The following is a 24483-nucleotide window of genomic DNA, read 5'->3' as shown; positions in this document are numbered from 1 at the left end:
CCGGAGTCGCCGCCGAGGATGAGCCCCTCTTTGGTATCGAGCAGCAAGCCGCCGCGCAGCGCCTTCGCCCCTGCCGAGTGGCACGAGTAGCACTTCTCGACGAGCACCGGCCGGATCTTCGCCTCGAAGTGCTTGAGCCCTTCTCGATCGAGTTCCGACGCAGCGCGAACCGGCAGCGCAACCGAGAAAGTCGCGAGGAGTACGAGAGCGATCAGGAGTTGCCGGCGCCGAGGCGCGCGTGCGGGGCGGACAGGCATCGTTCGCCATCTCGTCCGGGGTGGCGTGGGGCAGGAAATCGACCTCGCCGCGACGACCGTTCGGGCCGCGGCAACGTCGGGCGGGAGTAAGACTTATGATAGCCGATGGCACGTTCGGGAGAAAAGGCATTTCCGCTGAAATTGCCCACCGAGCATGCGGCTAACTGCACTCACAAATGAACCGCGAGCCAGCGCTCCGCTTCTCCTTCGCGGCGAGCTTCCGGCGTCGGCAACCACGGGATCGGCGTTCCCGCGGCCACGGCAGCGGCGGCGTACTTCTTAAACGCCGCGACGACGGCGGCGAGCGCGGTTCGCTCGGTCGAGCCTTCGCCGACGATCGCGGGGAGTGTAGCAATGCGAGCCCGCACGATCCCCACGGCATCGGCGGCGGGCCCGACGTAGACATGGCAGCTAAACGTCGGCGGCGGGGACGACAACGGCAATTCGTGCGACATCGATGCTCCTGCGAAAACAAAACCTCGCTGCGAGGCGTCGGCCCCTTCGATAGCGAGGCCGGCTTGCTTGGTTTATAACCGATGCGCAAGGAGACGAACATGAAGCTACGAATTCTAGTCACCGGGGTGTCGCGCGGGCTCGGCCGGGCCATGGTCGGTCGCTTTGCCGCTCAAGGGCATGAGACCATCGGCTGCGCGACGACCGAAGCCGGAATCGCCCCGTTGAAAGCGAAGTTCGGGCCGCCGCACCGATTCGATGTCGTCGACGTCGTCGACGATGCCGCGGTCGCCGCTTGGGCCACGGCAGTCGAAGCCGAAGCACGGCCGTTCGACCTGGTCATCAACAATGCGGCGGTGATGAATCAGCCCGCTCCCCTCTGGAACGTTCCCGCGGCGGAACTCCGCAAGCTCGTCGATGTGAATATCCTCGGCACGGCAAACGTCATTCGGCATTTCGTCCCGCCGATGGTGCATCGGCGACGGGGCATCATCGTCAACTTCAGCTCCGGGTGGGGGCGCTCGACTTCGGCCGACGTCGCTCCCTATTGCGCCACGAAATACGCCATCGAAGGACTGACGCTGGCGCTCGCGCATGAATTGCCGAAAGGGATGGCCGCCGTGCCGCTGAACCCCGGCGTGATCGATACCGACATGCTGCGCACTTGCTTCGGCCGTGAAGCCGGCTCGTATCCAGGGCCCGACCGCTGGGCCGATCGCGCCGTGCCGTTTATCTTGAGCCTCGCAGCGAAGCATAATGGGCAGTCGCTTAGTGTGCCGGGATGACGGAGGGGTCGGGGGTCGGGGGTCAGAGGTCGGTTGAAAATGCCGATTGCATATCCGATATTTCCGATGCTGCTTGAACCGTATCAATGAACGTTGCACTTTGATCACTCAGACCTCTAATCCCCATTCGCCATGATGCACCTCGGCCTGATTAATTCCGCTTGGGTTCAAGCCGGGCAACCGACTTCCTTCGGCTTACGCAAAACGAAGGAGATCGGTTTCGACACGGTCGACTTGTTCGTCGATCCGCTCGACATGCCCGATGCCGAGCGGCTGAGCATTGCCGCGGAATGCGCCAGACTCGAGTTGCCGATCGTGTCGCTCTGTTGCGTCGCCGTCGGCTTGATCGACTTGAACCCGAGCGTGCGCAGGTTCCATCTCGCGCGCGTGAAGCGCTATCTCGATCTCGCCGCCGAATACCGCGCGAAGAACATTCTGCTCGTCATCGGCGAATACATTTGGAATCGCGAAGTGATTCCGCCGGCCGAGCAGTGGCGTTGGGCCGTGCAAGCCTGTCGCGAGCTCGGCGCCTACGCTGCCGAACGGAATGTCGAAATCGTCGTCGAGCTTGAGCCGTTCGAGCTTTCGCTGGTGAAAGACCTCGACACGATCGACCGCCTGCTCGACGACGTTGCCTCGCCGGCCGTGAAGGCCAACATCGACATCTCGCATCTCGTCCTCTCCGGCGTGCAACCGCGCGAGCTGCGTCGCCTGCGGGGCCGCGCAGGCCACGTGCATATCTCCGATTGCGACGGTCTCAAGCACGGCGACCTTCCGCCGGGCCGAGGCGTGGTGCCGTTCGAGCCGTACCTACGCGAAATCAAAGACCTCGAAATCGACGGCACGATCTCGATCGAACTCGAATACTCGCCGGAGCCGGACAAGATCGTCGAATGGGTCGAAGAAGCGTATCAAGCGACGGCGGATTTGATGCGCGCCGCGGGACTACGCCAATAGGCGAACCCAAGTAGCAGGCACGTTCCACGTGCCGTCCGCCACATGCGTCGTTCGGCGACATGCACAGCTTGCCACTTGTACCGTCCGCCCCATGCACCATTCGGCGATGGAGTCGTGTCGCGCTGTCCGAAGTCGCCTGTGGTTACGGCACGTGGAACGTGCCTACTACTTTCCAGGCGACCGCGGATATCCATCCGCGGCTATCGAACCCGCGAATCGCGAAGCCTCCCTACCTGACCACTGACCACTGCCCCCTATCTCTTCACCACATACCAATCGATATCCTTCGCCGCTCCGTCCGCTTCTCGCGTGGCGCGGATGAAGCAGTTCACGGTGAGGCCGAGCCGGCGGCACTCGTCGGCGAAGCTCGAAGCCACGCGCCGCTCCGGGTCGGAACAATAGCCGACTCCGTCGGGCCGCATATACTTCGCGAACAGCGCCGCGACAAGCGGCACGTTCGGTCGTTCATACAGCACGTCGGCCGCGGCGACGACGTCGAACAGGCCGAGATCGTCGGCCGGCGCACGCCAATCGAGATGCCGCGTCGTGATGTTGGCAAGCCCGTTCAGCTCGGCATTGGCCGCCACGAACTCGAGCGCCTCGGGATAGTAATCGGTCGCCGTGACGTCGTATCCCAAGCCCGCCGCTACGAGCGACGAGAACCCGATGCCGCACCCTAGCTCCAACAGCCGGCCGCTGCGCGGCTCATCGCTCGGGCCGTCTCCGCCGACCCGTTTCGCCAGCTCCTCGGCAAGCGTCTGCGACGACGTCCACACATCGGCCCAATACGGAATGCGTCCGTCGCGTTGAAAGGCTTCTTCGTCGATCAGCGCATCGGCCGAGCGCGGTCGCGCGAGCTTCCAAGTTCGGCCCGCGACCGTGATCTCTTGCACGACGACATCGAACCGTGCACGCAACCCGGCCAATGTTTCCGTGGAGAATTCTTCGCCGGCCGCGTTTCGCAAAGCGGCCCGATTCGTCGTCATGACGACGCCTCTTCTTGATCGAAATGCAACCACTCGGGCACCCGCTGCACCTTGCCCGCGCCGTCGACGCAGGCGAGCGTGCTATATCCTTCGGCCAGCAATTCCTCGCCGCGAAACAGTTGGTATTCGTGCTCGATCTTCGCCGCACCGACCCGCGTCGTCACGGTGCGCAACCGCAAGACGTCGTCGTACCGAGCCGGCCGCTTATAGCTACAACCGATCTTCACGATCACCATGAACGTCCCCGCCGCTTCGATCTCGCGATACGTGCGACCTGTGGTGCGCAGGAGTTCGGTGCGGCCCATTTCGAAGAAGGTGAAGTAATTGGCGTGGTGCAACACCCCCATCGCGTCGGTCTCTTGGTAGCGGACGCGAATTTCCAGATCGAGTTCACGGAGCATAAGCGAATCGCGGCAACGAATTAAATAGGTGGAGTTGAGCAGGCGAAGACACGCGGAGGCCGAGCTGTGCGAGTAGAGGGACGATTCTACGACGCCGCACCGCCGCCCGACAATCGGCCGAACACACACCCCGACCAGCGCCGCCGACTGCGACGAATCGTCGTGCGGCCCCCCCACGAACCCTGAACTTCGGAAACCACGACTTTCTCCCACGCGTTGACGGTTTCCGGCCCGAACGCTAGCTTAAAAGGCGATTGAGCGTTACGACGCAACCATAGGAACCGTCATGAGCATCGGCGAAGGGACCGGCGTCGGGTTCGATACCATGCGCGGCCGAAATTATCCGGCGATTCGGCAGTTTACCGTTCTGCTGGAGAACCGCGTCGGCAGTTTGCTGCAAGTGATTCGTCGCTTCGAGGGCACGCGCGTCCGCATCGTCGCGCTGTCGATCGCCGACGCGGCCGAGTGTGCTTTCGTACGTTTTCTGCTGAGCCATCCGGAGCAAGGGCGCGAAATTCTCGAGCGCGCAGGGCTCGCGATCATCGAGACCGATGTGATCGGCGTCGAGCTTCCCGATGATTCCCAAGCGCTGTTGCGCATCTGCACGGCCTTGCTGCAAGGGGAAGTGAACCTCATTCAAGCGTACCCGCTGCTGGTCCGTCCGCATGGCCGACCTTCGGTCGCGGTGATGGTCGACAACATCGAGATGGGCCAAGAAATTCTCAGCAAGTCCGGCTTCCCGATGATCGGCGAAGCGGACCTGCAAGAAGAAGACAACTAATCCGGTCGACTAAGCACAGCGACGATGCTTGTCGGCGGGCCGAGCGCCGGATCGCGAGAATTGACGGTCTCCCCCTCGCAAGGTAGCATCGGCACGTGCGCATCGCCGCACGCACGTCTCTGATTTCTCGCTTCGACTTTCGTGTACGGCTTCAAGGGATTTTCGTCATGCGCCGCACCTGCTTCCGCCTTGCCGTTGTGCTCACTCTCTCGCTGTCGCTCTTCGCGCCGACGACGACTTCGGCCGATGAAGCCGGCGCGCAGAAGTATCTGGCCCAAGCCAAGCAACAAGTCGCCGACAAAGAGACGGCCGACAAGATCGACATCACGCTCCGCCTCTCCGAAGCGGAGCTTACCGGCGTCGACCAGGCCAAGAAAGATCCGATCTTGAAAGAGATCGCCGCGCTCCGCACCGGCATGCAAACGGCGGCCGCCGACGAATTCAAAAAGAACCTCGGCCGCGAGCTCGACAAACGCTTCGAGCAAGCCCAGGGCCAGCTCGGGCTCCGTCAGACCGGCATCAACAAAGAGCTCGACGACCTCGAAGCGCTCCTGAAAGACCCGAAGACCACGGCCGCGCTCGGCCCCGAGAAGACGACCGAATACCGAACCAAGCTCTCGACCTTCCGCGCCGTGAACACGCAGAAGATGCAAGAGGAAACCATCGCCGTGATGAAGCGCGGGGTCGAAAGCACGGAAGCGAAGTTCCCCGAATGGCTCACCGATCTGAAGAGCGACTCCCCCAACTCACGCGATGGGGCCGCGCAATCGTTTCAGCGCCGGCTCGACGAATTCCAAGGGCTCGCGAAGGAAGTCCCCGTCGGCAGCTCGGCCGTGGCAGAGCTCGCCACGCGCATGAACAAGATGAAGGCCCAGGTCGACGCCCTGTACGGCACCGCGATGGTCGTCGAGATCGCCGATCGCTTGAAGCGCAACTGGGAGATCGGCATCGACGAGATCGCCGGTTGGGAAGCGGAAACCACCCCGCCGAAGTTCGCCGATTTGGTGACGCAGTCGAGTGCGGCGAACTCGCGGCTCGGCGCCCCGAAGACCGTCGAGCTGCTTTCGCGTGCTAACCAATTCTTCGCCAACTTGGAAACCAATACGGAAGCCAAGCCCTATCTGCAAACCTCGCCCCTCAAGGAGTTCGTCGCCTCGATCGGCGCACAGCGCGCCGCCGCTTATCAAAAGCTCGGGGGCTTCGCCGACGTGATCCTCGCCGAAGCCGCCGCGACGAAGCTCTCGCAGCGCTCGCGCGATCGCCTCGAATCGTTCGGCCAAGACGATCTGCGCCTCTCGCTCGCCGGCCACCCGCAGCTCGCGGCGTTTCAGGCCCGCGCGCAGCAGCCGATCGCAGCGTTCGACCAGTCGATGGCGTCGGTAGCGGTCGCTCACGGCGATGCCCTCGCGACGATGACCAAGGAAGCCGCGGTGAACTGGCCGACGCTCATTAAAGATATTAAGGCCGACGAGAAGTTCGATCCGACGAAAGCCCCGGCGTTTATCGGCAAGCTCATTCGGTTGCGCTCCAACCGCAACGAAGCCGGCTGGGGCTACGGCATCGAAGGGGGCTTCGACTACATCACCGAAATCAACGGCAAACCGGTCGCGGGCAAGTACGCTCCGGCCGTGCGCGCGGCCGTGGACGATATGAAGAAGAAGACCGGGCTCGACAGCCTTCCCGAAGAGACGCCGTACGACGTGATCGCCCGGGTCGATAGCGGCGTCGCGACCTTACAACGACGCGAACAGCGTGAAGTGAAATTCAGCGGCGATCTGCAAGGCTCGCTGAGCGGAGAAGCCAAGGTTCCGGTCGAAGCGCCGATCGTGACCGTCGTCGGCTTGTATTGCGGGCCGGTGGCCGTCGTCTCCCCACCGGAAGAGCTCGCCGAGACCTCGATGCATACATCGGCAGGGTCCGGCGGTTCCGGCTTCCTCGGCCGGCTCATCGCCATGACGCTCTTCTTGCTCGCCGCGTTGGCCGTGCTGGTGAAAGCCGAGTTCGCCCCCGTCGCTACGGTGCCGCAGCTGGCGAAAGTTCGCGACAATCTGCATGCCCGCAATCAAACGCTCATCGGCGGCGTGCTGCTGATCGTCGCCGCTTACGGTTTGTTTCGCGGCTACTTCTACCACGGATTGCTCGGCAACCTCGTGCTCGGAGCGTCGGGCGTTTACTTGGCCCTGCACTACTTCGAGCGCCAAACTTGGTGGAAGCCCGACTATTCGGCCAAGCTCCGCGGCCTCGCCTTGCCGCTCGGCTTTGCCTGCGTCGGGCTCGCCGTTTGGCGACTGCTCTTCGTCGACATGATCCGAATCATCTAACTTCGCTTCGTTGCCATCTCTCTATCGAGCTTCCACGGTCGCCGCCATCACGACCGGTGCCGAGCGGTCGGGCCCTTTCAAGAACTCGACTTCGCGAATCACATCCGGCCGCTGCGGAACGATCGCCAAATAGCGAATCTGCCGGCCGGCGAGATCGAACGCGAATTGCGATTTCGGCACGTCGACGCGGCGAATGTAGTCGGCGAAGTGGACGCCGTTCAGCAGCGGATGATCTTCCGTTTTGCCGTCGTCATAATGGAGCCGCACGATCATCGACACGCTTTCGTCGTCGCCGGCGGGATAGCCCCAACCGCTGACGCCGCTCAAGAGGTGAATCGCTTTCGCCGGCGCATTGCAAGCGAGCTTCACCGAGTTCGGCATCTTCGGCGGCAAGTAACCTTGCGGACCGTACAACATCACGACGTTCGCCGTCCGAGTCCCTTGCGGGTCGACGAGCGTGAACGGCACGCCGGAAAACGTCTTCGGCGACCAATCCGGGAAGATCAATCGCTCGGCCGTCGCGTCGGGGTCGACGAACATCCCGCGCGTACTGACCGCGGTCGCCCCCTTGCGCAGATCGAGCGGAAAGAACTTGCCGCGCGTCGTGAGAAACTCCAACAAGTTCACGATATCGTCGCGCGTCACCTGCTTCTCGAACCCCTCGGGCATCAACGATTTCGGCGAGGCCGTCAATTCTTCGATCGCCTCGCGCTGGAGTTGCAGCCGCTTCCCTTCCGCGTCGATCAACTCGACCGACGTCTTCGTTTCGGAAGCCAACAATCCGGTGAGCACGCGCCCGTCGTCGGTGACGACCGTATAGACGCGGAAGTTTCCCTCGACGCTACGATTCGGGTCGATCAGATGCGCGAGCAGCTCCCGCTTCGGATGCACGGCCATGCCGGTAAGATCGGGCCCGATCTTGGTTCCTTCGCCCGAATGTTGATGGCACTTCGCGCAGTTCTTCGTAAACACAAGCTTGCCGGCCGCGGCATCGCCGGACTTTTCGGTAAGCGGTTGCAACTCCTCCAACACCTTCTGCCGATCGGGATTCGGCAAGCCACCGCTTCGCGCGAACACGGCCCGAGCCCGCTGCCGCACATCGAACGAGGGATGCGAAGTGAGCGCCATTTTCTGATCGAGCGCAAGCTCACCGGCTTGCACGGCGCCCGCGTCGAGCGCATCGAACAGCGCCCACGTCCACTCAACCCGCGACAGCAACAGCGCAATAGCCGCAGGCCGGGTCGAAGGAGCGAGCATCGGCAGCTTTGAAACGACTAGTTTACCGAGCGATCCGACTTCGCTCTTGCGCAGCGCTGCGAGTATACCGACCGCCAAGGTCGGAGACGTACGGGGCGTAATCTGTTTCAACAACGCCGCAACGACCGCATCGTCCCGTTTGCGGAATGCCACGGCTTGAACTACCGTTGCGAGTTTTCGTTCGTCGGAAAGATTCATCCCGGTGAGTTCGGCGAGTATACCTTGAGTATACATGCGACCGTAATCCACGATGGCAGCACTCCCCATACGCTCAGCCAAAGAAATCAAAAGTCCCTGCGATTCCATGGGAAGCGACCCCAAGAGCCGCACGATCGCTCGCTCGTCTTCCGCTGTCCAGGTCATCGAACGATCTTGGGGCCAACCGAGCGAAAGCCCTTCGACCATCGGACCGGAAAGCGAGGGGTCTACCTGTTCGATTTGTTTGAAGAGCTCGAATATCGAATCTTTGGGGAATCCGCGCGCGAAATGCTCGGCTGCGCGCAGAACAGGTTCTCGAACGTAGTTCGTTTCGGGGCTTTTCAAAAACCCAATGGTCCGCGCTTGGTTAAGAAAAGCAAAATCGAGTTGTGCTGCGGCACAGATCGTCGCATCGATGAGTAAGCGATCGTCGGCGACGCGATGCCTCTTCAAACGCCTAACCACCGTACATAAGAGTTGCACGCCGGTCTGCGACGGTGGTGTTTCGCTGATTGCCAGCAAGACCGCTACTTTTATCTGAAGATCGTCATCTTTATGGATGTTAGCGCGATCGAGGAGTTGCAGTCCGGAGTTCGTTCGGGGAAGTACCTGAATTACATTTCGTCGAACACTCGCGGAATGATGCCTCAATCCCAATGCGAGAGCATCGATGGTCGCCTGCTCTTCGCTACCGATTGCCCGAAGCCCGTGCAGCGTCCATAAGGCGTGAATCACGCCGACGTTCAAGCCGACCTCATCGACCGACTGATCATTGATAAGCTCGGCCAGCGCCGGCACAACGTCTTTCTTCCCCCGTTCGACCAGCAACCGCTGCGCGTGCAACCGCCAAAACATATTCGTGTCACGAAGCGTGGCGACGAGTTGTTCCGGTGTTGCACCCTGGAGCGTCTTCGACTTCGCTTCTTTCCAACCTTTCGGCACTAAGCGGTAGATCCGGCCGTGGCGTTTGTCGCGGAGTTCCGTTTCGTAGGCGTTCCCCTTGCCGTTTTCGAAGCCGACCGGCGTCGGGTTGTGTTGCACGATGTAGTTGTACCAATCGAGCAGCCACACGTTGCCGTCGGGCCCGACCTCGGCCATGATCGGCGCGGTCCATTCGTCGTCGCTCGCCGCGAGGTTCCAGGCGTTGCGCGAGCGGAACGTCGTGCCGTCGGGCGTCAGGGTGAACGTCGCGACGAGATGCCCCGTCGGCTCGCAAACGAACGCCGTCCGGTTCCAATACTCTTTCGGATAGTTGCGGGCCGTGTAAAGCGCATGTCCGGCCGCCGCGGTGAAGCCGCCGTGTTGATCGACTTGGCGCACGCGATCGGTGATCGGGTCGATGTGGTTGTCTTCCGCGATCGAGCTCAACGTCGACGCCGACCAGCCGCGCACCCGTTCGTAGTAGCGATTCGCGATCGGCATGTGAACGCTCGGGGTGCCGTTGGCCGTGCTGCCGAACACATGCCCTTCTTCGCTGAAGCCGAGCCCCCAAGTGTTGTTATTCGTCGAGCGAATGAACTCGACGTCGGCAATTTCCGGCTTCGGCTTGGCGTCGAGCTTGAAGCGGAAGAAGCCCATGCGAAACGTGCCGAACTCGCGTTCGCCGGCTTTCGGCGTGCTGGTGTTGTAGCCTTGCATCCCCCAGTAGGTGTTGTCGAGCGCGTAGCGGAAGTTGCTCACGCCCCCGTGCGTGTCGCCGGCTCCCCAGCCGGAGATAAGCAAGCGCCGCTCATCGGCACGATCGTCGCCGTCGTTGTCTTTCAGATACAACGTCTCGGTCGCGTTCTGTACGATCACGCCGCCGCGACAGAACGCGAGCGACGTCGGGATGCTCAGCGCTTCGGCGAAGATCGTGAACCGGTCGGCTCGACCGTCGCCGTCGGTATCTTCACAGATCCGAATGCGATCGCGCCCTTTGCCGGCCGGCGCGAGCTCGTTCGGGTAGTCGAGCGTTTCGCAGAGCCAGAGCCGGCCGCGCTCGTCCCACGCCATCGCCAGCGGCTTGCCGATCTCCGGCTCGGCGGCGAACAACCGCACCTCGAAATCATCCGGCACCCGCAAATGCTTGAGCGACTCCGCGGCATCGAGCGGCTTCTGCATCTTGCTCCACTCGCCGTCCCCCTTGCGCGGCCCGCCGGCCGGATAGAAGGGAACCCGCGCGTCGACATACTCGAACGGTTTCAGATCGGCTGGCTTCGCCGTGATCGCCGGCCGATAGCCGGTCGAAGGCTTCTCTTGCGCAAATCCGGAAGCGCAAGCGGCGACGAAGATCGCGCCGAGCATACCGAGGCCGACGACGCGAAGTCGATTCATCATTTCACTCCACGAACGGTCGCACGAAAAAAGCGAAGCCCGACGAAGGGTCGTGTCGCAAGCCGTGATTTACCCGAGGGTAAACTCCGGCAGACGCACGATCTCGCCCCCCTTCATTGCCGACTCATGCGCGCAGATGCCGACGCAGGTCCAGTTCGCGCTCGTTACGGCATTCGGCCAAGGGTCGCGGTTTTGCAGCAGCGCGCTAACCATCTCGTTCACCATGTGAGGATGCGAGCCGCCGTGGCCCCCTCCTTGGATGAACGACAAGTGATCGGCGTCTTGGATCGAGCGGGTGAACTTGCGGATCGGTTCCGGCAGCAGGTGCGCGAAGTCGGGCACTTCGACCTTCGACGCGATCTCCGGCTCCGGCTTCTTGGCCGTGTGCAAGACATGCGGCTCCCCTTCGACCAGAGTCCACTCGAAGCTCTGCTTCGTGCCGTACACGTCGAAGCTTTCGCGATACTGCCGCGCCACGTCGTACAGGAATCGCCAAATATGGGCCGTGACGTCGGAATCTTTTACCTTAATGTGGCACGATTCGACGGCGAACTTATTGCCCGACTTCTTCGCGATGTCGTCGCGCACCAAGCCCGAGCCGAAGCAACTGACATACTCCGCGCGGCCGTCGAGCAAGCCGAGGCAAGGGCTCACGACGTGCGTCGCGTAGTGCATCGGAATCATCCGTTCCCAGTAGTCGGGCCAGCCATCCATGTCTTGCGGGTGCGACGCGGCAAGGTGCTGGATCGTGCCGAGCTCTCCCTTCTTATACAGATCTTTGATGAAGAGAAACTCGCGCGAGTAGACGACCGTTTCGGCCATCATGTAGCGCAGGCCGGTCGACTTCACCAGTTCGACGATCTGCCGGCATTCGTCGACCGTGGTCGCCATCGGCACGGTACACATCACATGCTTGCCGGCCTTGAGCGCGGCGATCGACATCGCGCCGTGGTCGGGAATCGGGGAGTTGATATGCACGAAATCGATCGCCGGATCCTTCAACAGCGCGGCGTAGTCGGTGTAGCGTTTTTCGATGCCGAGGGCGTCGCCGACCTTGTTCATCTTTTCGGCGTTGCGTTGGCAGATGGCGTAGACGTTGGCTTGCGGATGCTCTTTGTAGATCGGAATAAACTCGGCACCGAAGCCGAGGCCGACGATCGCCACATTGACGCGCTTACTCATGTGCGAAGAATCCTGACGCTAAGGACTGACGGAATGAAGACGAAGGTGCTCTCAGCAGAAAGCCTGCCGAGCCGAAAACCATGCGGTACCGCAGGTAGAAGATAAGCTTTGCGGCGCGCGCAGGCTAGCGGCTGCCGCAGGCCGATAATATCGGCCTAATGTGCGGCGTGCGCGACGCCGCCGTGGGAAGGATCGCCGCCGACCTTGCGCGGGATAAACCACGCATAAGCGACCGGCAAGACGACGAGCGTGAAGATCGTGCCCGCGATTACACCGGCGATCACGACGGTCGCCAACGGGCGTTGCACTTCGGCACCGGCACCGGTGCCGGTCGCCATCGGCACGAACCCGACGCCGGCCACGAGCGTAGCCATGATGATCGTCCGAAGCGTTTCGATGCCGGAATGCATGACGGCCTCGGCCGTCGAGCCGCCGGCGCGATGCAACTCGCGGAACTTCGAGATGAGCACCATGCTGTTCAATACGGAAATGCCCGACAGCGTAATGAAGCCGACCGCCGCGGAGATCGACAGCGGCATCTCGCGCCACACCAGCCCGACGATCCCGCCGACGGCGGCGAACGGCACGCCGGCGAACGCCGCCATCGTGTCGAATTTGTTACGGAAGCTTAAGAAGAGCAGCCCGATAATCAACAACAGCGCGATCGGCACGACGAGCGCCAGTCGAGCTTGGGCCCGTTGCATGTTCTCGAACTGCCCGCCCCATTCGATACGATAATCTTTCGGCAACTGCACATCGGCGCCGATCCGCTTCTGCGCTTCGGCGACGAAGCTGCCGACATCGCGTCCGCGGACGTTGCATTGGATCGTGATGCGCCGTTCGCCCCACTCGCGCGAGACCATGCGCGGGCCGTTCACTTCTTCGACCGTGCAAAGCTGACCGAGCGAGACCCGTTCGCCGTTCGGCGCCGAGACCATGATCGAGCAGATCGCCTTCTTGTCGGCGCGCATCGCTTCCGGCAGGCGGACTACGAGCGGAAAACGGAGCTGCCCTTCGACGACGTTGCCCAGCGTCTTCGTGCCGATCGATTCGACAATATCCAACACCGCCCGGGCGTGGATGCCGTAGCGGGCGATTTGGTCTTGCTTGATCGAGATCTGCAAGACCGGTTGGCCGAGGAGTTGTTCCGTCGAAAGGTCGGCGGCCCCCGGGATGCTCCGCAACGTTTTTTCCAAGGCCTTCGCCGTGGCGACGAGCTCGAGGAAGTCGTCGCCGAAGAGCTTCAGCGCAACGTCGGCACGCACGCCCGAGACCATTTCATTGATGCGCTGCTCGATCGGCTGGGTGAACCAAATGATTTGACCCGGCAGATCCTTCAATTCTTTTTCCATCTCGACGACGAGATCGGCTTGCGTTTTCGCACGCTTCCATTTTTCCGGAGCTTCCAGCGTGATAAACAGATCGGTCGACTCGATCGTGCTGGCGTCCGTCGGCACTTCCGGCGATCCGAGTCGGCTCCAGCAGACGGAGACTTCGTCGGGAAAGCGTTCCATGATGATCCGTTCCATCATGCGATTCATGCGCACTCCTTCGTCGAGCGAAGTTCCCGGCGGTCGCGTGATGCCGACGACGATCGCCCCTTCCGACAACCGTGGGACGAATTCGCTCCCCATTCCGGCCACGAGCCACGCCCCGACCGCGAGCACCGAGAAGGCGAAGACCGCCGTGAGGATGCGTTGCGGAAGCACGTGATCTAAGAACCAGGCATAGCCGCGCTTGGTCCAGGCGACGAAGAGCACATCTTTCTCTTCGCACTTCTTCGGCAGAATCAAACTGGAGAGGACCGGCGTCAGCGTGAGCGAGCAGATCAGCGAACCGATGAGGACGAAGATGACCGTCAGGGCCATGGGCCGAAACATCTTCCCCTCGACTCCTTCGAGCGAAAGGATCGGCAAGTAGACGATCATGATGATGAGCTGGCCGAAGCAAGCCGGCGTCCGCACCGCGACCGCGGCCTCGCGAATCGCTTCGCGCCGGCGCCAACCGTACAACACGCCGGAGTGGCCGAGCTTCGCAACGATGCTCTCGACGACGACCACGGAGCTATCGACCACGACGCCGAAATCGATCGCACCGAGGCTCAACAACGAACCGGCGATGCCGAAATACCACATGCCGCAAAAGCCGAAGAGCATCGACAGCGGAATCGCGACGGCGCAGATCAGGCCCGCCCGCAGGTTTCCCAAGAAGATGTACAAGATGAGGATGACCAGCACCGCTCCTTCGAGCAGGTTGTTCTTCACGGTCGAGATGACGCGATCGACGAGTTCCGTTCGGTCGTATAAGGAGATCGCCTTGACGGTTCCATCGTCGGGCAAGGTCGTCTTGATCTCGTCGAACTTATCGCGCATCGCCGCGGTGACTTCGTAACTGTTGCGTCCCATCAGCATGAAGCCGAGGCCGAGCACGACCTCGCCCTGGCTGATTTTCAGCCGATCGTTGGGATCGCGCAGCGAGGCGGAAACCGCTCCGCGACGAATCTCATGGCCGATCGTGACGTCGGCGACGTCGCGCACGCGGATCGGCACGCCGGACTTCGCCGCGACGACGATGTTGCCGATCTGCTCGGTGCCGATCGTCCGGCCGACGCCGTGGACTAAGAGATTGTCGCCGGCCAGATCGATGCTGCCGCCGCCGACGTTGAGGTTGTTGTCGCGCACCGCTTGCATCACTTCTTCGAACGAGAGCGAATACTTCAACAGCAAGGTCGGATTGATCCGCACTTGGTACTGCTTCTCGAGCCCACCCCAAGAGTTCACTTCCGCGACCCCCGAAACGGGCCGGAGTTGCGGCTTCACTTCCCAATCGTGCATCGTGCGCAGCTCGGTAAGATCGCGACCGCGGCCGAGCAAGATGTAGTGAAACACTTCGCCGAGGCCGGTCGAGACGGGCCCCATCTGCGGACGGTCGATGCCGACGGGAATCTCGACGGCGCCGAGCTTTTCGTTGATCAACTGCCGCGCGAAATAGATATCGGTGCCGTCGACGAACGTGACGAGCACCTGAGACAAGCCGAACATGGAAATCGAACGAACTTCGGCCACGCCAGGCATACCGCTCATGGCAAGTTCGACGGGACGCGTGATCTGCCGTTCGATCTCTTCCGGCACCATGCCCGGAGCTTGCGAATTGACTTGGATCTGCACCGGCGTGGTGTCTGGAAACGCATCGATGTTGAGATTCCGGAGCGACATGACTCCGGCGATGCCGACCACCAACGCGCCGAACAACACCGCGGCGCGATGCGAGAGGGACCAAGAAATAATACGTTCGAGCATTACGAAGCTTCAATCAAGGGTGGGTGGGATGCGAGGAACGCCAGCGCCGATCGAGCAGAGGCTCGGTAGGTGCAAACGCGATGACTTGGAAATGGCGATACGGTTTATTGCTGGGCCGCCACGGTCATCCATTCCGCTTTCAAGACATGGCTGCCGCCGACTGCGATCACATCGCCGGCAGCGAGCCCTTCTGTGATTTCGGTGCGACCCTCTTCCGCGAAGCCAACCTGAACGTCGCGACGATAGAAAGTTCCCGAAACTTGCACGAACACGAAGCTCTGACGCCCCTCGAACTGCACGGCAGCCGAAGGGACGACCACGGCTTTCGGTGTTTCACGAATCACGATGCTGCCGGTGCCGAACGTGTGGGCCTTCATGAGTCTTCGGCCGGGAGAGGTCGAATCGGAATCGACGATCGGATTCTCCACCGAGGCGCGAACGCGCAAGGTGCGAGTCTCTTCATCGAGTTCGGTGTTTACGAAGTCGATGTGCCCGACGACGGGTGCCGTCGAGCCATCGGCGAGGAACTCGAATTGCTGACCCGTGCGAACCATGCCTGCATGCCCCTTGCGGACATCCAGCAGAATCCACATCCGATTCACATCGGCGACGACGAATTGCGAAGTGCTCGGCGTGACGACTTCGCCGATCGTGGCGGAACGGCGAATCACGACGCCGTCGAACGGTGCGGTAAGCGGAATGAGGTTCGCCGTCGTCGATTGCGGGTCGAGCCCGGCAACGATCGATGGCGGGAGCCCGAGCACGCGAATACGCGAAGCAAGCTCTTCATCGGTCACCCGGCGACAATCTTCGGTCTTGATCGGTAAGCCGAGGTTGATCAGCTTTTGTTGAGCGCTTAAGAGCGTGAGCCGAGCTTCCCGCTCTTCGGCTTCGGCAACTCGGAGCGTTCGCTCGGCCACTTCGTTCGTGATGCGTTTGAGTCGTTCGAGGTTGCTGGCCTTCAAGTCGAGCATCACGCTGGCTTGTAGGAAGTTCGTCTTCGCTTCCCCGACTTCGACGGAATCGACGATTGCGAGGCACTCCCCCTTCTTGATCTCTTCCCCTTCGCGCTTCTCGACGCGCCAGACATGCCCGGGCACGCGCACCGAAAGCTGCGCGAGGCGATCTTGGTCGTAATCGGTCACGCCGTTGACGGTGAGCGTTTGTCGCACGGGATGCAAGCCGACCGTCTCGACGGAGATACCGCTCCGCGTGGCGATGTCGTCGCTGAGCCGGATGCCGTCTTTCGCTTCGACCGCGGGAGGAGATTTCTCCGTGGTGCCGGGCTTCTCCGTTGTGCTCGGCTTCTCTGTGGCACTGGACTTCTTAGGTGGGGCGGCATGTTTCGTCGGGATCGGCAACTGCATCGTCCCGACTTCGGGCGTCGCTGCGTTGGCCGACAGCGCTCCCAACCCAAAGCTCCAATGTGTGGAGTGGCCGAACTCTAAAATCGTGAACAAGACGGCGGTTATCAAACAGTAGGCAAATCTCTGGCGATATCGCTTACATACGTCTAAAACTCGGGCAATCATGCCTATCTCCTGGGCGATCTGGCGAACGACAAACGAAGCGATTGTGAGCGGATGACCGGCTCTCGCTTTTTAGAAACAACTTAAATCTGCTGGAAAATCCCGAGGCTCCGAAGAAACCCCCTCGAACTATGCACGCGCTCATTTTCGCGGCGCAGAAACATTACGCATTTTTCAGACCAGAAAGATTAAGTTTCGTTTAACATGCGACCGACGATCGGCACTCTCGTTTTTTTCTAAAATCGGCTTGGCTAATTTTACGGATGCCAAGACCACACCGACTTCAACTCCGAACAACGCCGGCCTCTCGACGATTCATCCCCTGCGAACCTAAGCCTCTATGCCTACGCCTAAGACCACGCGCAAGAAATCAGCTTCCGTAACTTCTTCGAAACGAAGCAAGCCGGAGCCGGCGAATTGGTACGACTATCCGGAGTACTACGACCTCGCCTTCGCCGACGATACGCCGGGCGAGGCCGACTTCATCGCCGCGGCGTGCGCGAAGCATGCGCTCGGCCCTGTGCGGACGATGCTCGAGCCGGGCTGCGGCGGCGGCAGGCTCGTCGTCGAACTTGCGCGACGTGGGTTCCACACCGCGGGTTTCGACAACAACGAAAAGATGCTCGCATATCTCAAGCAGCGAATCGCGCGCGGCAAGCTTTCGGCAACCGCATTCGCCGGCGACATGACGGAGTTTCGCGTCCCGAAGCAAGTCGATGCGATCTTCAACACGTTTAACACCTTCCGCCATCTGACGACCGAAGAAGCCGCCCTGGCGCACTTGCGCAGCGCTCACCGCGCGCTACGCAAAGGGGGCCTTTACGTCCTCGGCTTCCACCTTCTGCCCGACGACGCCTCGCTCGAATGCATCGAGCGCTGGACCGCGGTGCGCGGGAAAACGAAAGTCACCTATACGTTGCGCGTCGTCGAAAGTAGTCGCCGAACGCGGATCGAAAAGCTGCGCGTGTCGATGCTCGTCCGTTCGCCCGCTAAGGAACTGCGCCTCGCGACGGAGTTTCCGTTGCGGCTCTACACGGCCACGCAATTCCGCAAGCTGCTCGCCGCGGTGCCGGAGTTCGAGCTCTGCGAGGTCTACGATTTCTGCTACGACATCGACCACCCGGTTAAGTTCGACAACGAACTCTCGGACGCGGTGTTCATCTTGCGGAAACGGTAAGCCGGTTAGCGACCATTAAGCTCTTCGCCCCGAACAGAAGCAGAGAGCGGGAAGCGGCATAACCGCCGACGGAGGGGGAATCATTTGGCGGTAATCGCTTGGGGCGTGTAAACTAGAGCGTCTTCCTGGTCCGCACCCCCTGCCCTACCCGCCCGCCTCGAATCCCCTCTCCGTTTCGCCCGCCGGAGTGTTTTCGTGCTTCGTATCGTTCTCTTCGTCGCGTCTCTAGTCGCTGCTTGCGCCGGATCACAATCGGCGCTCTTCGCCGCTGCTCCGTCGGTCCCGGAGCCGGTCCATTTTAGTCGCGATATTCTGCCGATCCTGAGCGACAACTGCTTCCATTGTCATGGGCCCGATCCGAAGCATCGCGAAGCCGATCTCCGGCTCGACGACCGCGCCGCCGCGATCGCCAGTGCAGCGTTCGTGCCCGGCAAGAGCGCTGCGAGCAAGATCATGCAGCGGCTCACGTCGCACGATCCCGACGAGCAGATGCCGCCGCCGAAATCGAATCGCAAGGTCGACGCCGCTCAGATCGCGCTGATCCAGCGCTGGATCGACGAAGGGGCGCCGTGGGGAAAACATTGGGCGTTCGAGGCGCCGCAAAGGCCGCCGTTGCCGGCCGCCGATGCGAAGTCGCCGCTCGCGGGCTGGCCGCGCACGCCGATAGATCGCTTCCTTCTGGCTCGTCTGGAAAAGGAGAAGCTGCGCCCTTCTTCCGAAGCAGCGAAAGCAACATTGCTGCGGCGCGTCTATCTCGATCTCGTCGGTCTCCCGCCGACTCCGGCCGAGGTCAACGCTTTCCTACTCGACAACTCTCCCGACGCCTACGAACGAGTCGTCGATCGGCTGCTGGCCTCGCCGCGCTACGGCGAACGCTGGGCTTGGGAATGGCTCGATGCCGCGCGCTATGCCGACACCAACGGCTATCAGGGAGATCCCGAGCGCACGATGTGGCCCTGGCGCGATTGGGTCGTCAAGGCGTTGAACGACAACATGCCTTACGACAAGTTTACCGTCGAGCAACTGGCCGGCGATTTGCTTCCCAACGCCACGCTCGAGCAAAAGGTCGCGACCGGTTTCAATCGCAACCACATGTTCAACGGCGAAGGGGGCCGCATCGCCGAAGAGACGCGCGTCGAAAACGTGATGGACCGCGCGGAGACCGTCAGCACCGTGTGGCTCGGGCTCACGGTCGGCTGCGCCCGCTGCCACGACCACAAGTTCGACCCGATCACGAACCGCGAATACTACGCGCTATACGCCTACTTCAACACCACTTCGGAAACGGGAAGCGCGAGCGGCGGCGGACGGAGCGGACAGATTACGCCCATCGTCGATTTCGCTAGTCCGACGGATCTGGAAACGGCCGCCGCGGCTGCCGCCAAAGTAACGAAGATCGCGGAAGAAGTCGCAACGCTCGAAACGACCCTCTTCCCGCGCGAGGCGAAACTCCCCGCCGGTAAATCCACCAAAGCTGCGGCACTCTCCGGCAACATCCTCACGGCGCTGAACCTCGAGCCGGCGAAGCGCGGGGCCGACGCCTTGCGCGAGATGGCGGCCTTCTACAAAGACAAAGAGCCGGCTTACGGCAAACTCTTGGCGAGCCAAAAGAGTGCGGTCGACGAACGCGATCAACTTCTGACGCGCATCCCGCGCGTGATGGTGATGGACGAGTTGCCGACTCCGCGCGAGACGTTCATGCTCGACAAGGGGGCCTACGACAAGCCCGGCGCAAAGGTCGCGGCGGGAACTCCGGCCGTGCTGCCGCCTTTGCCGGCCGACGCGCCGCGCAATCGGCTGAGCTTGGCCCGTTGGCTCGTCGATCGCAAGCACCCGCTCACGGCTCGCGTCACGGTCAATCGCATCTGGCAAACGTTCTTCGGAACCGGTCTCGTGAAGACGGTCGACGACTTCGGCGTACAAGGCGAAAAGCCGTCGCATCCGGAACTGCTCGATTGGCTGGCCGTGGAGTTTATGGACGGCCCGAACGGTAAATCTCCTTGGGACGTGAAGCATCTGCATCGCCTCATCGTTACCAGCGCCGCGTATCGGCAAGAGTCGAAAGTTTCGCCGGCGATCTTAGAGCGCGATCCCGAGAACCGGTTGCTGGCGCGCGGGCCGCGGTTTCGGATGCCGTCGTGGATGCTGCGCGATCAAGCCTTAGCGTCGGCCGGCTTGCTCGTCGAAAAGCTAGGTGGCCCGTCGGTGAAGCCTTATCAACCTGCCGGCATCTGGGAAGAAGCCACGTTCGGGAAGAAATCGTATGTGCAAGACAAGGGAGATGCCTTGTATCGCCGGAGCTTGTATATCTTCTGGCGGCGGATCGTCGGCCCGACGTCGTTCTTCGATGTCGCCGCGCGGCAGACCTGCACCGTGAAAACCTTACGGACGAACACACCGCTCCACGCACTCACGACGCTCAACGATCCGGCCTACGTCGAAGCGGCGCGCGCGCTGGCCGAGCAGACGCTAAAAGACTCGGCGATCGCGCCGAACGAGCGCCTCGCCGCGGCGTTTCGGCGCACGACTTTGCGCAGCCCGACGCCGGATGAACTCCGGATCCTCTCGAAGTCGCTCGCGCAATTGCGGGCCGAATTCGCGGCCGACCCGACCGCCGCCGAGAAGCTGCTGAAGGTCGGCGAGTCGCCGCGCGACGCGAAGCTCGATCCGATCGAACATGCGGCGTTCGCGACGCTCTGCGCCATGCTCTTCAACCTCGACGAAACGCTCACCAAACAATGATCCCCTCCGACATGCCATCTCCCGCAGAACCGCTCCGCACGGCCGAAGCCGACGTCACGCGCCGGCAATTCTTCGGTCGCTCCGCACTCGGGCTCGGCACCGCAGCCCTCGGCTCGCTCCTGGCCGGCGACGGCCTCTCGTCGAACGGCTTCGCTGCCGACGCCGCGACAAGCTCGGCCTTGCCGGCGCGCTTCGGCGGTCTCGCCGGCCTGCCGCATCATGCGGCCCGAGCGAAGCGCGTAATCTATCTGTTTCAAAACGGCGCGCCGACGCACGTCGACACGTTCGACTACAAGCCGACGCTCCGCAAGCAACACGGCAAGCAGATTCCCGACGACATCGTCGGCGGCCGGCGCTTCAGCACGATGACCGGCGGACAGACCGCGCGCCCCTGCCTCGCGGAGATCACGAAGTTTGCGCAACACGGCCGTTCGGGAGCTTGGGTTTCCGACTTCCTGCCGCGCACGGCCGAGATCGCCGACGACCTCTGCTTCGTGAAGTCGCTTCACACGACGGCCGTGAACCATGCCCCGGCGATTACCTTCTTCCTCACCGGCAGCGAGCAAGCCGGCCGGCCGAGCATGGGCTCTTGGCTCACCTACGGCCTCGGTAGCGACACGCAAGACTTACCTTCGTTTTGCGTGATGACCTCGCGCGATAAGGAAGCTTCGTGCGGGCAGATATTTTACGACTTCTATTGGGGAGCCGGTTTCCTACCGACGAAGTTTCAAGGAGTGAAGTTCCGCGGCAACGGCGATCCGGTCCTCTATCTCTCGAATCCCGAGGGGATGAGCCGAAGCGTGCGGCGGAAGATGCTCGATGGCCTCGCCGAGATGAACCAGCTGCAACTTCGCGAATACGGCGATCCGGAAATCGCGACCCGGATCGCGCAGTACGAGATGGCGTATCGGATGCAGGCGAGCGTGCCGGAGCTCACCGACTTCTCCGACGAGCCGCAACACATCCTCGATATGTATGGGCCCGACGTCTTGAAGCAAGGCTCGTATGCTTACAACTGCCTGATGGCGCGCCGGCTCGCGGAGCGGGGTGTGCGCTTCGTGCAATTGATGCACGCCGGCTGGGACCAGCATCGCAATCTCACCACGCAGCTCAAGATCCAATGCACCGACGTCGACGCTCCCTCGGCGGCGCTCGTGAAAGACTTGAAGCAGCGCGGCTTGCTCGACGACACGCTCGTCATCTACGGCGGCGAGTTCGGACGGACGCCGTTTCTGCAAGGGAAGATCGAAGAGACGAAGCAATGGGGCCGCGATCATCACCCCTATGCGTTCACCGCTTGGATGGCCGGCGGCGGCATCAAGCCGGGCATCAGCTACGGCGCCTCCGACGAGTTCGGCTTCAACGCCGTGGAAATCAATGTCCACGTCCACGACTTCCAAGCCACGGTGCTGCACCTCTTAGGCCTCGACCACACGCGGCTCACCTATAAATTCCAAGGCCGCTACTTCCGCCTGACGGACGTGCACGGGGAAGTGGTGAAGCCGATCTTGGCGTGATCGGCGGGGAGAGTTGCTGCGAGGGGCTTGGGCTTCGCGGCCCCGGGATATGCATCCCGGGCTATTGAACGGAGGCGATCGAGCGCGAGTGGAATAGTTCGTCTGCAATACGCGTGAACCATGGACGATTCATCATCCGGCGAAGCGAGCGCGACGACTGCGCGAAGCCGAGGCGGCGCGTTATTGTGCTTTGGCGTTGCTTTCGCGCCAGTTCTCGTCTCATATTTTATTGTTCAGTTCGGCCTTCCCGGCATTCATTACATCGGGGGCAAGCCCGACGGTGTTCCCTATGTTTCGACTCGATTTGAATTCCGGTTCGGCCACAAGATGCGTATCGTCGATGATCCAGGGAATCACATGCAATGGGTTTACGGAGAAATGCCTCGATTGATCACTGTGGCGGACGGCATTCGACTTATCATTTACGATGAGCCCGGCGCTATCATAAAATCGTCGCAAGACTCGATGGAAGTCGACGAGCATTTTCTTCGACATAAGGGATATATGGGAGTCTGGTCGAACGAAACTCGTTTTCTCGTCGATACCGCAGGGATGGTTCAGCTTCCTTGATTCGTTGGCAATTAAGCCTTGCCTGAGATTTGGTAGGCATCTATGTGTGCAGCCATCATGTCGCCGGAAAATCCGACTCGAACGAGTCTGAAGCTGGAGCAAGTATGCGTCGTTGCCGCGTTCCTGTCATTGGCTTTGGTTTGTTCGGCAGCAAAAGGCGAGCAGACGGAGAACGGCCGTACTGATCAGCACCTGTATGCATCCAAGATGTCCGGCACCGGCAGCATGGAGTCCGTGTCTTGGCGAGATTGCGTTTCCCGACAAGTGGAAGCACAGGGCATTGCTTGGGGAGGCTTAGTTAAACCGTTACGTCCCTATGTCATCCTCGATGGCGAACGTGTTTTTATCGTCGGCAAATTGCTTCCTGCTGAGGAGACTGAGGGGCGACTGGTACAGGTTCGAGGAATCATGAATTTACAAAAACACGCCCCTGCCCCACCCGGCTTTCAGCAACACCACACGGCAATGTACTACTTCATTCTTGTCGGCGAGATGAAGCTTATCGATCGAATCGAGCATACGTGCATTCGTGTTATTCCCTAGCTCGAATCATCTCGACCTACGTGTGCAGCGATGAAGAAGTCCGTTCCGTCCGCGAACCCCGATGCCTATGTCGCCGCTCTCGACGGTTGGCGGCGCGTCATGGTTGAGAAGCTGAGGGCAAGCGTCATGGCCTCGGCCAAGTTGACGGAAACGATTAAGTGGGGCCATCTGGTTTATCTCTCCCATGGCCCCGTGCTGCTGATCCGTGCCGAAGAGCAACGCGTGTTGCTCGGATTCTGGCGAGGGAAGCGCTTGCAAGAGATCGAAGAACGCTTGAAGCCGGGAGGCAAGTACGAAATGGCGACGCTCGTGCTGCAGGAAGACGACGACGTCGCCCCGAAGACCGTGAAGCGGCTCGTCAAAGCCGCCATCGAGCTGAACGAAACGTTCGGCGACCCCACGGATATCTGAGGCGAGCGCTCGGAAGCTGCGTTTCCTTGGCCTAAATCTTCGCGTTGAATTTCAGCCGGCGAAGTGCGATGTTGAGCTCCGTGTGAAGGGGGCACGACTCCGACCTTGATAGGTTTCGACACGTCGCCGGTTGCATGCATGCGAAACGAGGCGACGACGAATCGCGATGGGACGTTCGTGCCGGGGCCGCGCCGCTTGTCGCCGCCCGGGCTCGAACCGAATCGACTTGATTGTCGGTCCGTCGCGACGCCGGTCGACCGCGTTGCTTGAAAACAACTCGGCGTCTCCTTCCGGCCTGCGGAGTGCGCAGCGTTTACTTAACCGAACGCTCCGTGCTTCGCGATCCTCGGTCGTCGCGCGCTCAGGCGAGGTGCGCGATGGGCTGCTTCTTCCGACGAAGAGGTAAACCGCGGATCGAATCGCCCGAAGCTCTTCTCGGGGTTGCAAACCGGGGAGAGGACTTCGCTCGGCAGGGGTGTCGTCCGGTGCGTCGTCGCTCGGGCCAACCGGTTGCTCGCGAGCTAACTCCGAGCAGCCCGGCCGGGTTGCAATGCTTTGCGCAGAGTACGTTCGACAAGATGCCCGACCGAACCCGGGCGACGACGCACGAATGTTTTCTAAGTCGCAAGCGATGCGAATACGGCCGTGCCCTGCGCCGGCCAAAATAGCAGGCACGTTCCACGTGCCGTCCGCCACGAACGGCTGCGAACGATCAACGCGGTCGCGCCTCAGATATGCATCAGGGGCTATTGAAGGAGCATCGAACGTTTTGCAATCGTACTTCTCGCTCCGAATGCGCAAGTG

18 protein-coding genes are annotated in these 24483 nt (G+C 61.5%); 10 read left to right on the top strand and 8 right to left on the bottom strand.

What is annotated here, in order from left to right; translation table 11 throughout:
- Both K8U03_22585 and K8U03_22580 read right to left on the bottom strand, forming a co-directional pair.
- Positions 1–257: hypothetical protein (locus tag K8U03_22585; protein ID MCE9607685.1), on the bottom strand; the 257-nt coding region annotated here is incomplete at its 3' end.
- 170 nt (positions 258–427) lie between these two features.
- The gene (locus tag K8U03_22580) at positions 428–712 is read right to left on the bottom strand and encodes a hypothetical protein (GenBank protein MCE9607684.1); all 285 of its coding nucleotides are present in this window, start codon (positions 710–712) and stop codon (positions 428–430) included.
- Between the two features lie 99 nt (positions 713–811).
- Here K8U03_22580 and K8U03_22575 point away from each other — a divergent pair, with 99 nt between their 5' ends.
- On the top strand, positions 812–1495 hold the full coding sequence (locus K8U03_22575) for an SDR family oxidoreductase (protein ID MCE9607683.1): 684 nt from the start codon (positions 812–814) through the stop codon (positions 1493–1495).
- Between the two features lie 135 nt (positions 1496–1630).
- Positions 1631–2452: a sugar phosphate isomerase/epimerase gene (locus K8U03_22570; GenBank protein ID MCE9607682.1), complete on the top strand. Its 822-nt coding sequence runs from the start codon at positions 1631–1633 to the stop codon at positions 2450–2452.
- 254 nt (positions 2453–2706) lie between these two features.
- Here K8U03_22570 and K8U03_22565 read toward each other — a convergent pair whose 3' ends face one another.
- A complete protein-coding gene (locus K8U03_22565) occupies positions 2707–3438 on the bottom strand; it encodes a methyltransferase domain-containing protein (protein ID MCE9607681.1) in 732 nt (243 codons plus the stop codon).
- Positions 3435–3839 carry an acyl-CoA thioesterase gene (locus tag K8U03_22560; GenBank protein ID MCE9607680.1) on the bottom strand — a complete coding sequence of 135 codons (405 nt, stop codon included), beginning with the start codon at positions 3837–3839 and terminating at the stop codon, positions 3435–3437. Before K8U03_22560 ends, K8U03_22565 begins: the two co-directional genes overlap by 4 nt.
- A 325-nt stretch (positions 3840–4164) precedes the next feature.
- On the opposite strand from K8U03_22560, the gene K8U03_22555 reads away from it, so the two are divergent.
- Together K8U03_22555 and K8U03_22550 are read left to right on the top strand one after the other, a co-directional pair.
- On the top strand, positions 4165–4620 hold the full coding sequence (locus K8U03_22555; protein ID MCE9607679.1) for an acetolactate synthase: 456 nt from the start codon (positions 4165–4167) through the stop codon (positions 4618–4620).
- Between the two features lie 167 nt (positions 4621–4787).
- Positions 4788–6941 (top strand): hypothetical protein, encoded by a 2154-nt coding sequence (locus K8U03_22550; protein ID MCE9607678.1) that lies wholly within the window; start codon positions 4788–4790, stop codon positions 6939–6941.
- 21 nt (positions 6942–6962) lie between these two features.
- On the opposite strand, the gene K8U03_22545 is transcribed toward K8U03_22550, so the two are convergent.
- The 4 genes from K8U03_22545 to K8U03_22530 form a co-directional block, all read right to left on the bottom strand.
- Positions 6963–10709: a c-type cytochrome gene (locus K8U03_22545; GenBank protein MCE9607677.1), complete on the bottom strand. Its 3747-nt coding sequence runs from the start codon at positions 10707–10709 to the stop codon at positions 6963–6965.
- Between the two features lie 69 nt (positions 10710–10778).
- Complete coding sequence (locus tag K8U03_22540; protein ID MCE9607676.1) at positions 10779–11891, bottom strand: Gfo/Idh/MocA family oxidoreductase; 1113 nt, start codon at positions 11889–11891, stop codon at positions 10779–10781.
- Positions 11892–12046: 155 nt separating this feature from the next.
- A complete protein-coding gene (locus tag K8U03_22535) occupies positions 12047–15190 on the bottom strand; it encodes a CusA/CzcA family heavy metal efflux RND transporter (protein ID MCE9607675.1) in 3144 nt (1047 codons plus the stop codon).
- A 104-nt stretch (positions 15191–15294) separates the two neighbouring features.
- Complete coding sequence (locus tag K8U03_22530; protein MCE9607674.1) at positions 15295–16650, bottom strand: efflux RND transporter periplasmic adaptor subunit; 1356 nt, start codon at positions 16648–16650, stop codon at positions 15295–15297.
- 409 nt (positions 16651–17059) lie between these two features.
- On the opposite strand from K8U03_22530, the gene K8U03_22525 reads away from it, so the two are divergent.
- The 6 genes from K8U03_22525 (at position 17060) to K8U03_22500 (ending at position 23679) form a co-directional block, all read left to right on the top strand.
- Positions 17060–17896: a class I SAM-dependent methyltransferase gene (locus tag K8U03_22525; GenBank protein MCE9607673.1), complete on the top strand. Its 837-nt coding sequence runs from the start codon at positions 17060–17062 to the stop codon at positions 17894–17896.
- 204 nt (positions 17897–18100) lie between these two features.
- Positions 18101–20638: a PSD1 and planctomycete cytochrome C domain-containing protein gene (locus K8U03_22520; protein ID MCE9607672.1), complete on the top strand. Its 2538-nt coding sequence runs from the start codon at positions 18101–18103 to the stop codon at positions 20636–20638.
- An 11-nt stretch (positions 20639–20649) separates the two neighbouring features.
- Positions 20650–22155, top strand: coding sequence for a DUF1501 domain-containing protein (locus K8U03_22515; GenBank protein MCE9607671.1), 1506 nt, complete (start codon positions 20650–20652; stop codon positions 22153–22155).
- Positions 22156–22275: 120 nt separating this feature from the next.
- Positions 22276–22725 carry a hypothetical protein gene (locus tag K8U03_22510; GenBank protein MCE9607670.1) on the top strand — a complete coding sequence of 150 codons (450 nt, stop codon included), beginning with the start codon at positions 22276–22278 and terminating at the stop codon, positions 22723–22725.
- 42 nt (positions 22726–22767) lie between these two features.
- Positions 22768–23268 carry a hypothetical protein gene (locus K8U03_22505; GenBank protein ID MCE9607669.1) on the top strand — a complete coding sequence of 167 codons (501 nt, stop codon included), beginning with the start codon at positions 22768–22770 and terminating at the stop codon, positions 23266–23268.
- 30 nt (positions 23269–23298) lie between these two features.
- Complete coding sequence (locus tag K8U03_22500) at positions 23299–23679, top strand: DUF1801 domain-containing protein (protein ID MCE9607668.1); 381 nt, start codon at positions 23299–23301, stop codon at positions 23677–23679.
- The last annotated feature ends 804 nt before the right edge of the window (positions 23680–24483 follow it).

Source organism: Planctomycetia bacterium, assembly GCA_021413845.1.
GTDB lineage: Bacteria > Planctomycetota > Planctomycetia > Pirellulales > PNKZ01 > PNKZ01.
Note: the sequence above shows the minus strand (reverse complement) of the source record. Positions and strands in the feature narration are given on the sequence as shown.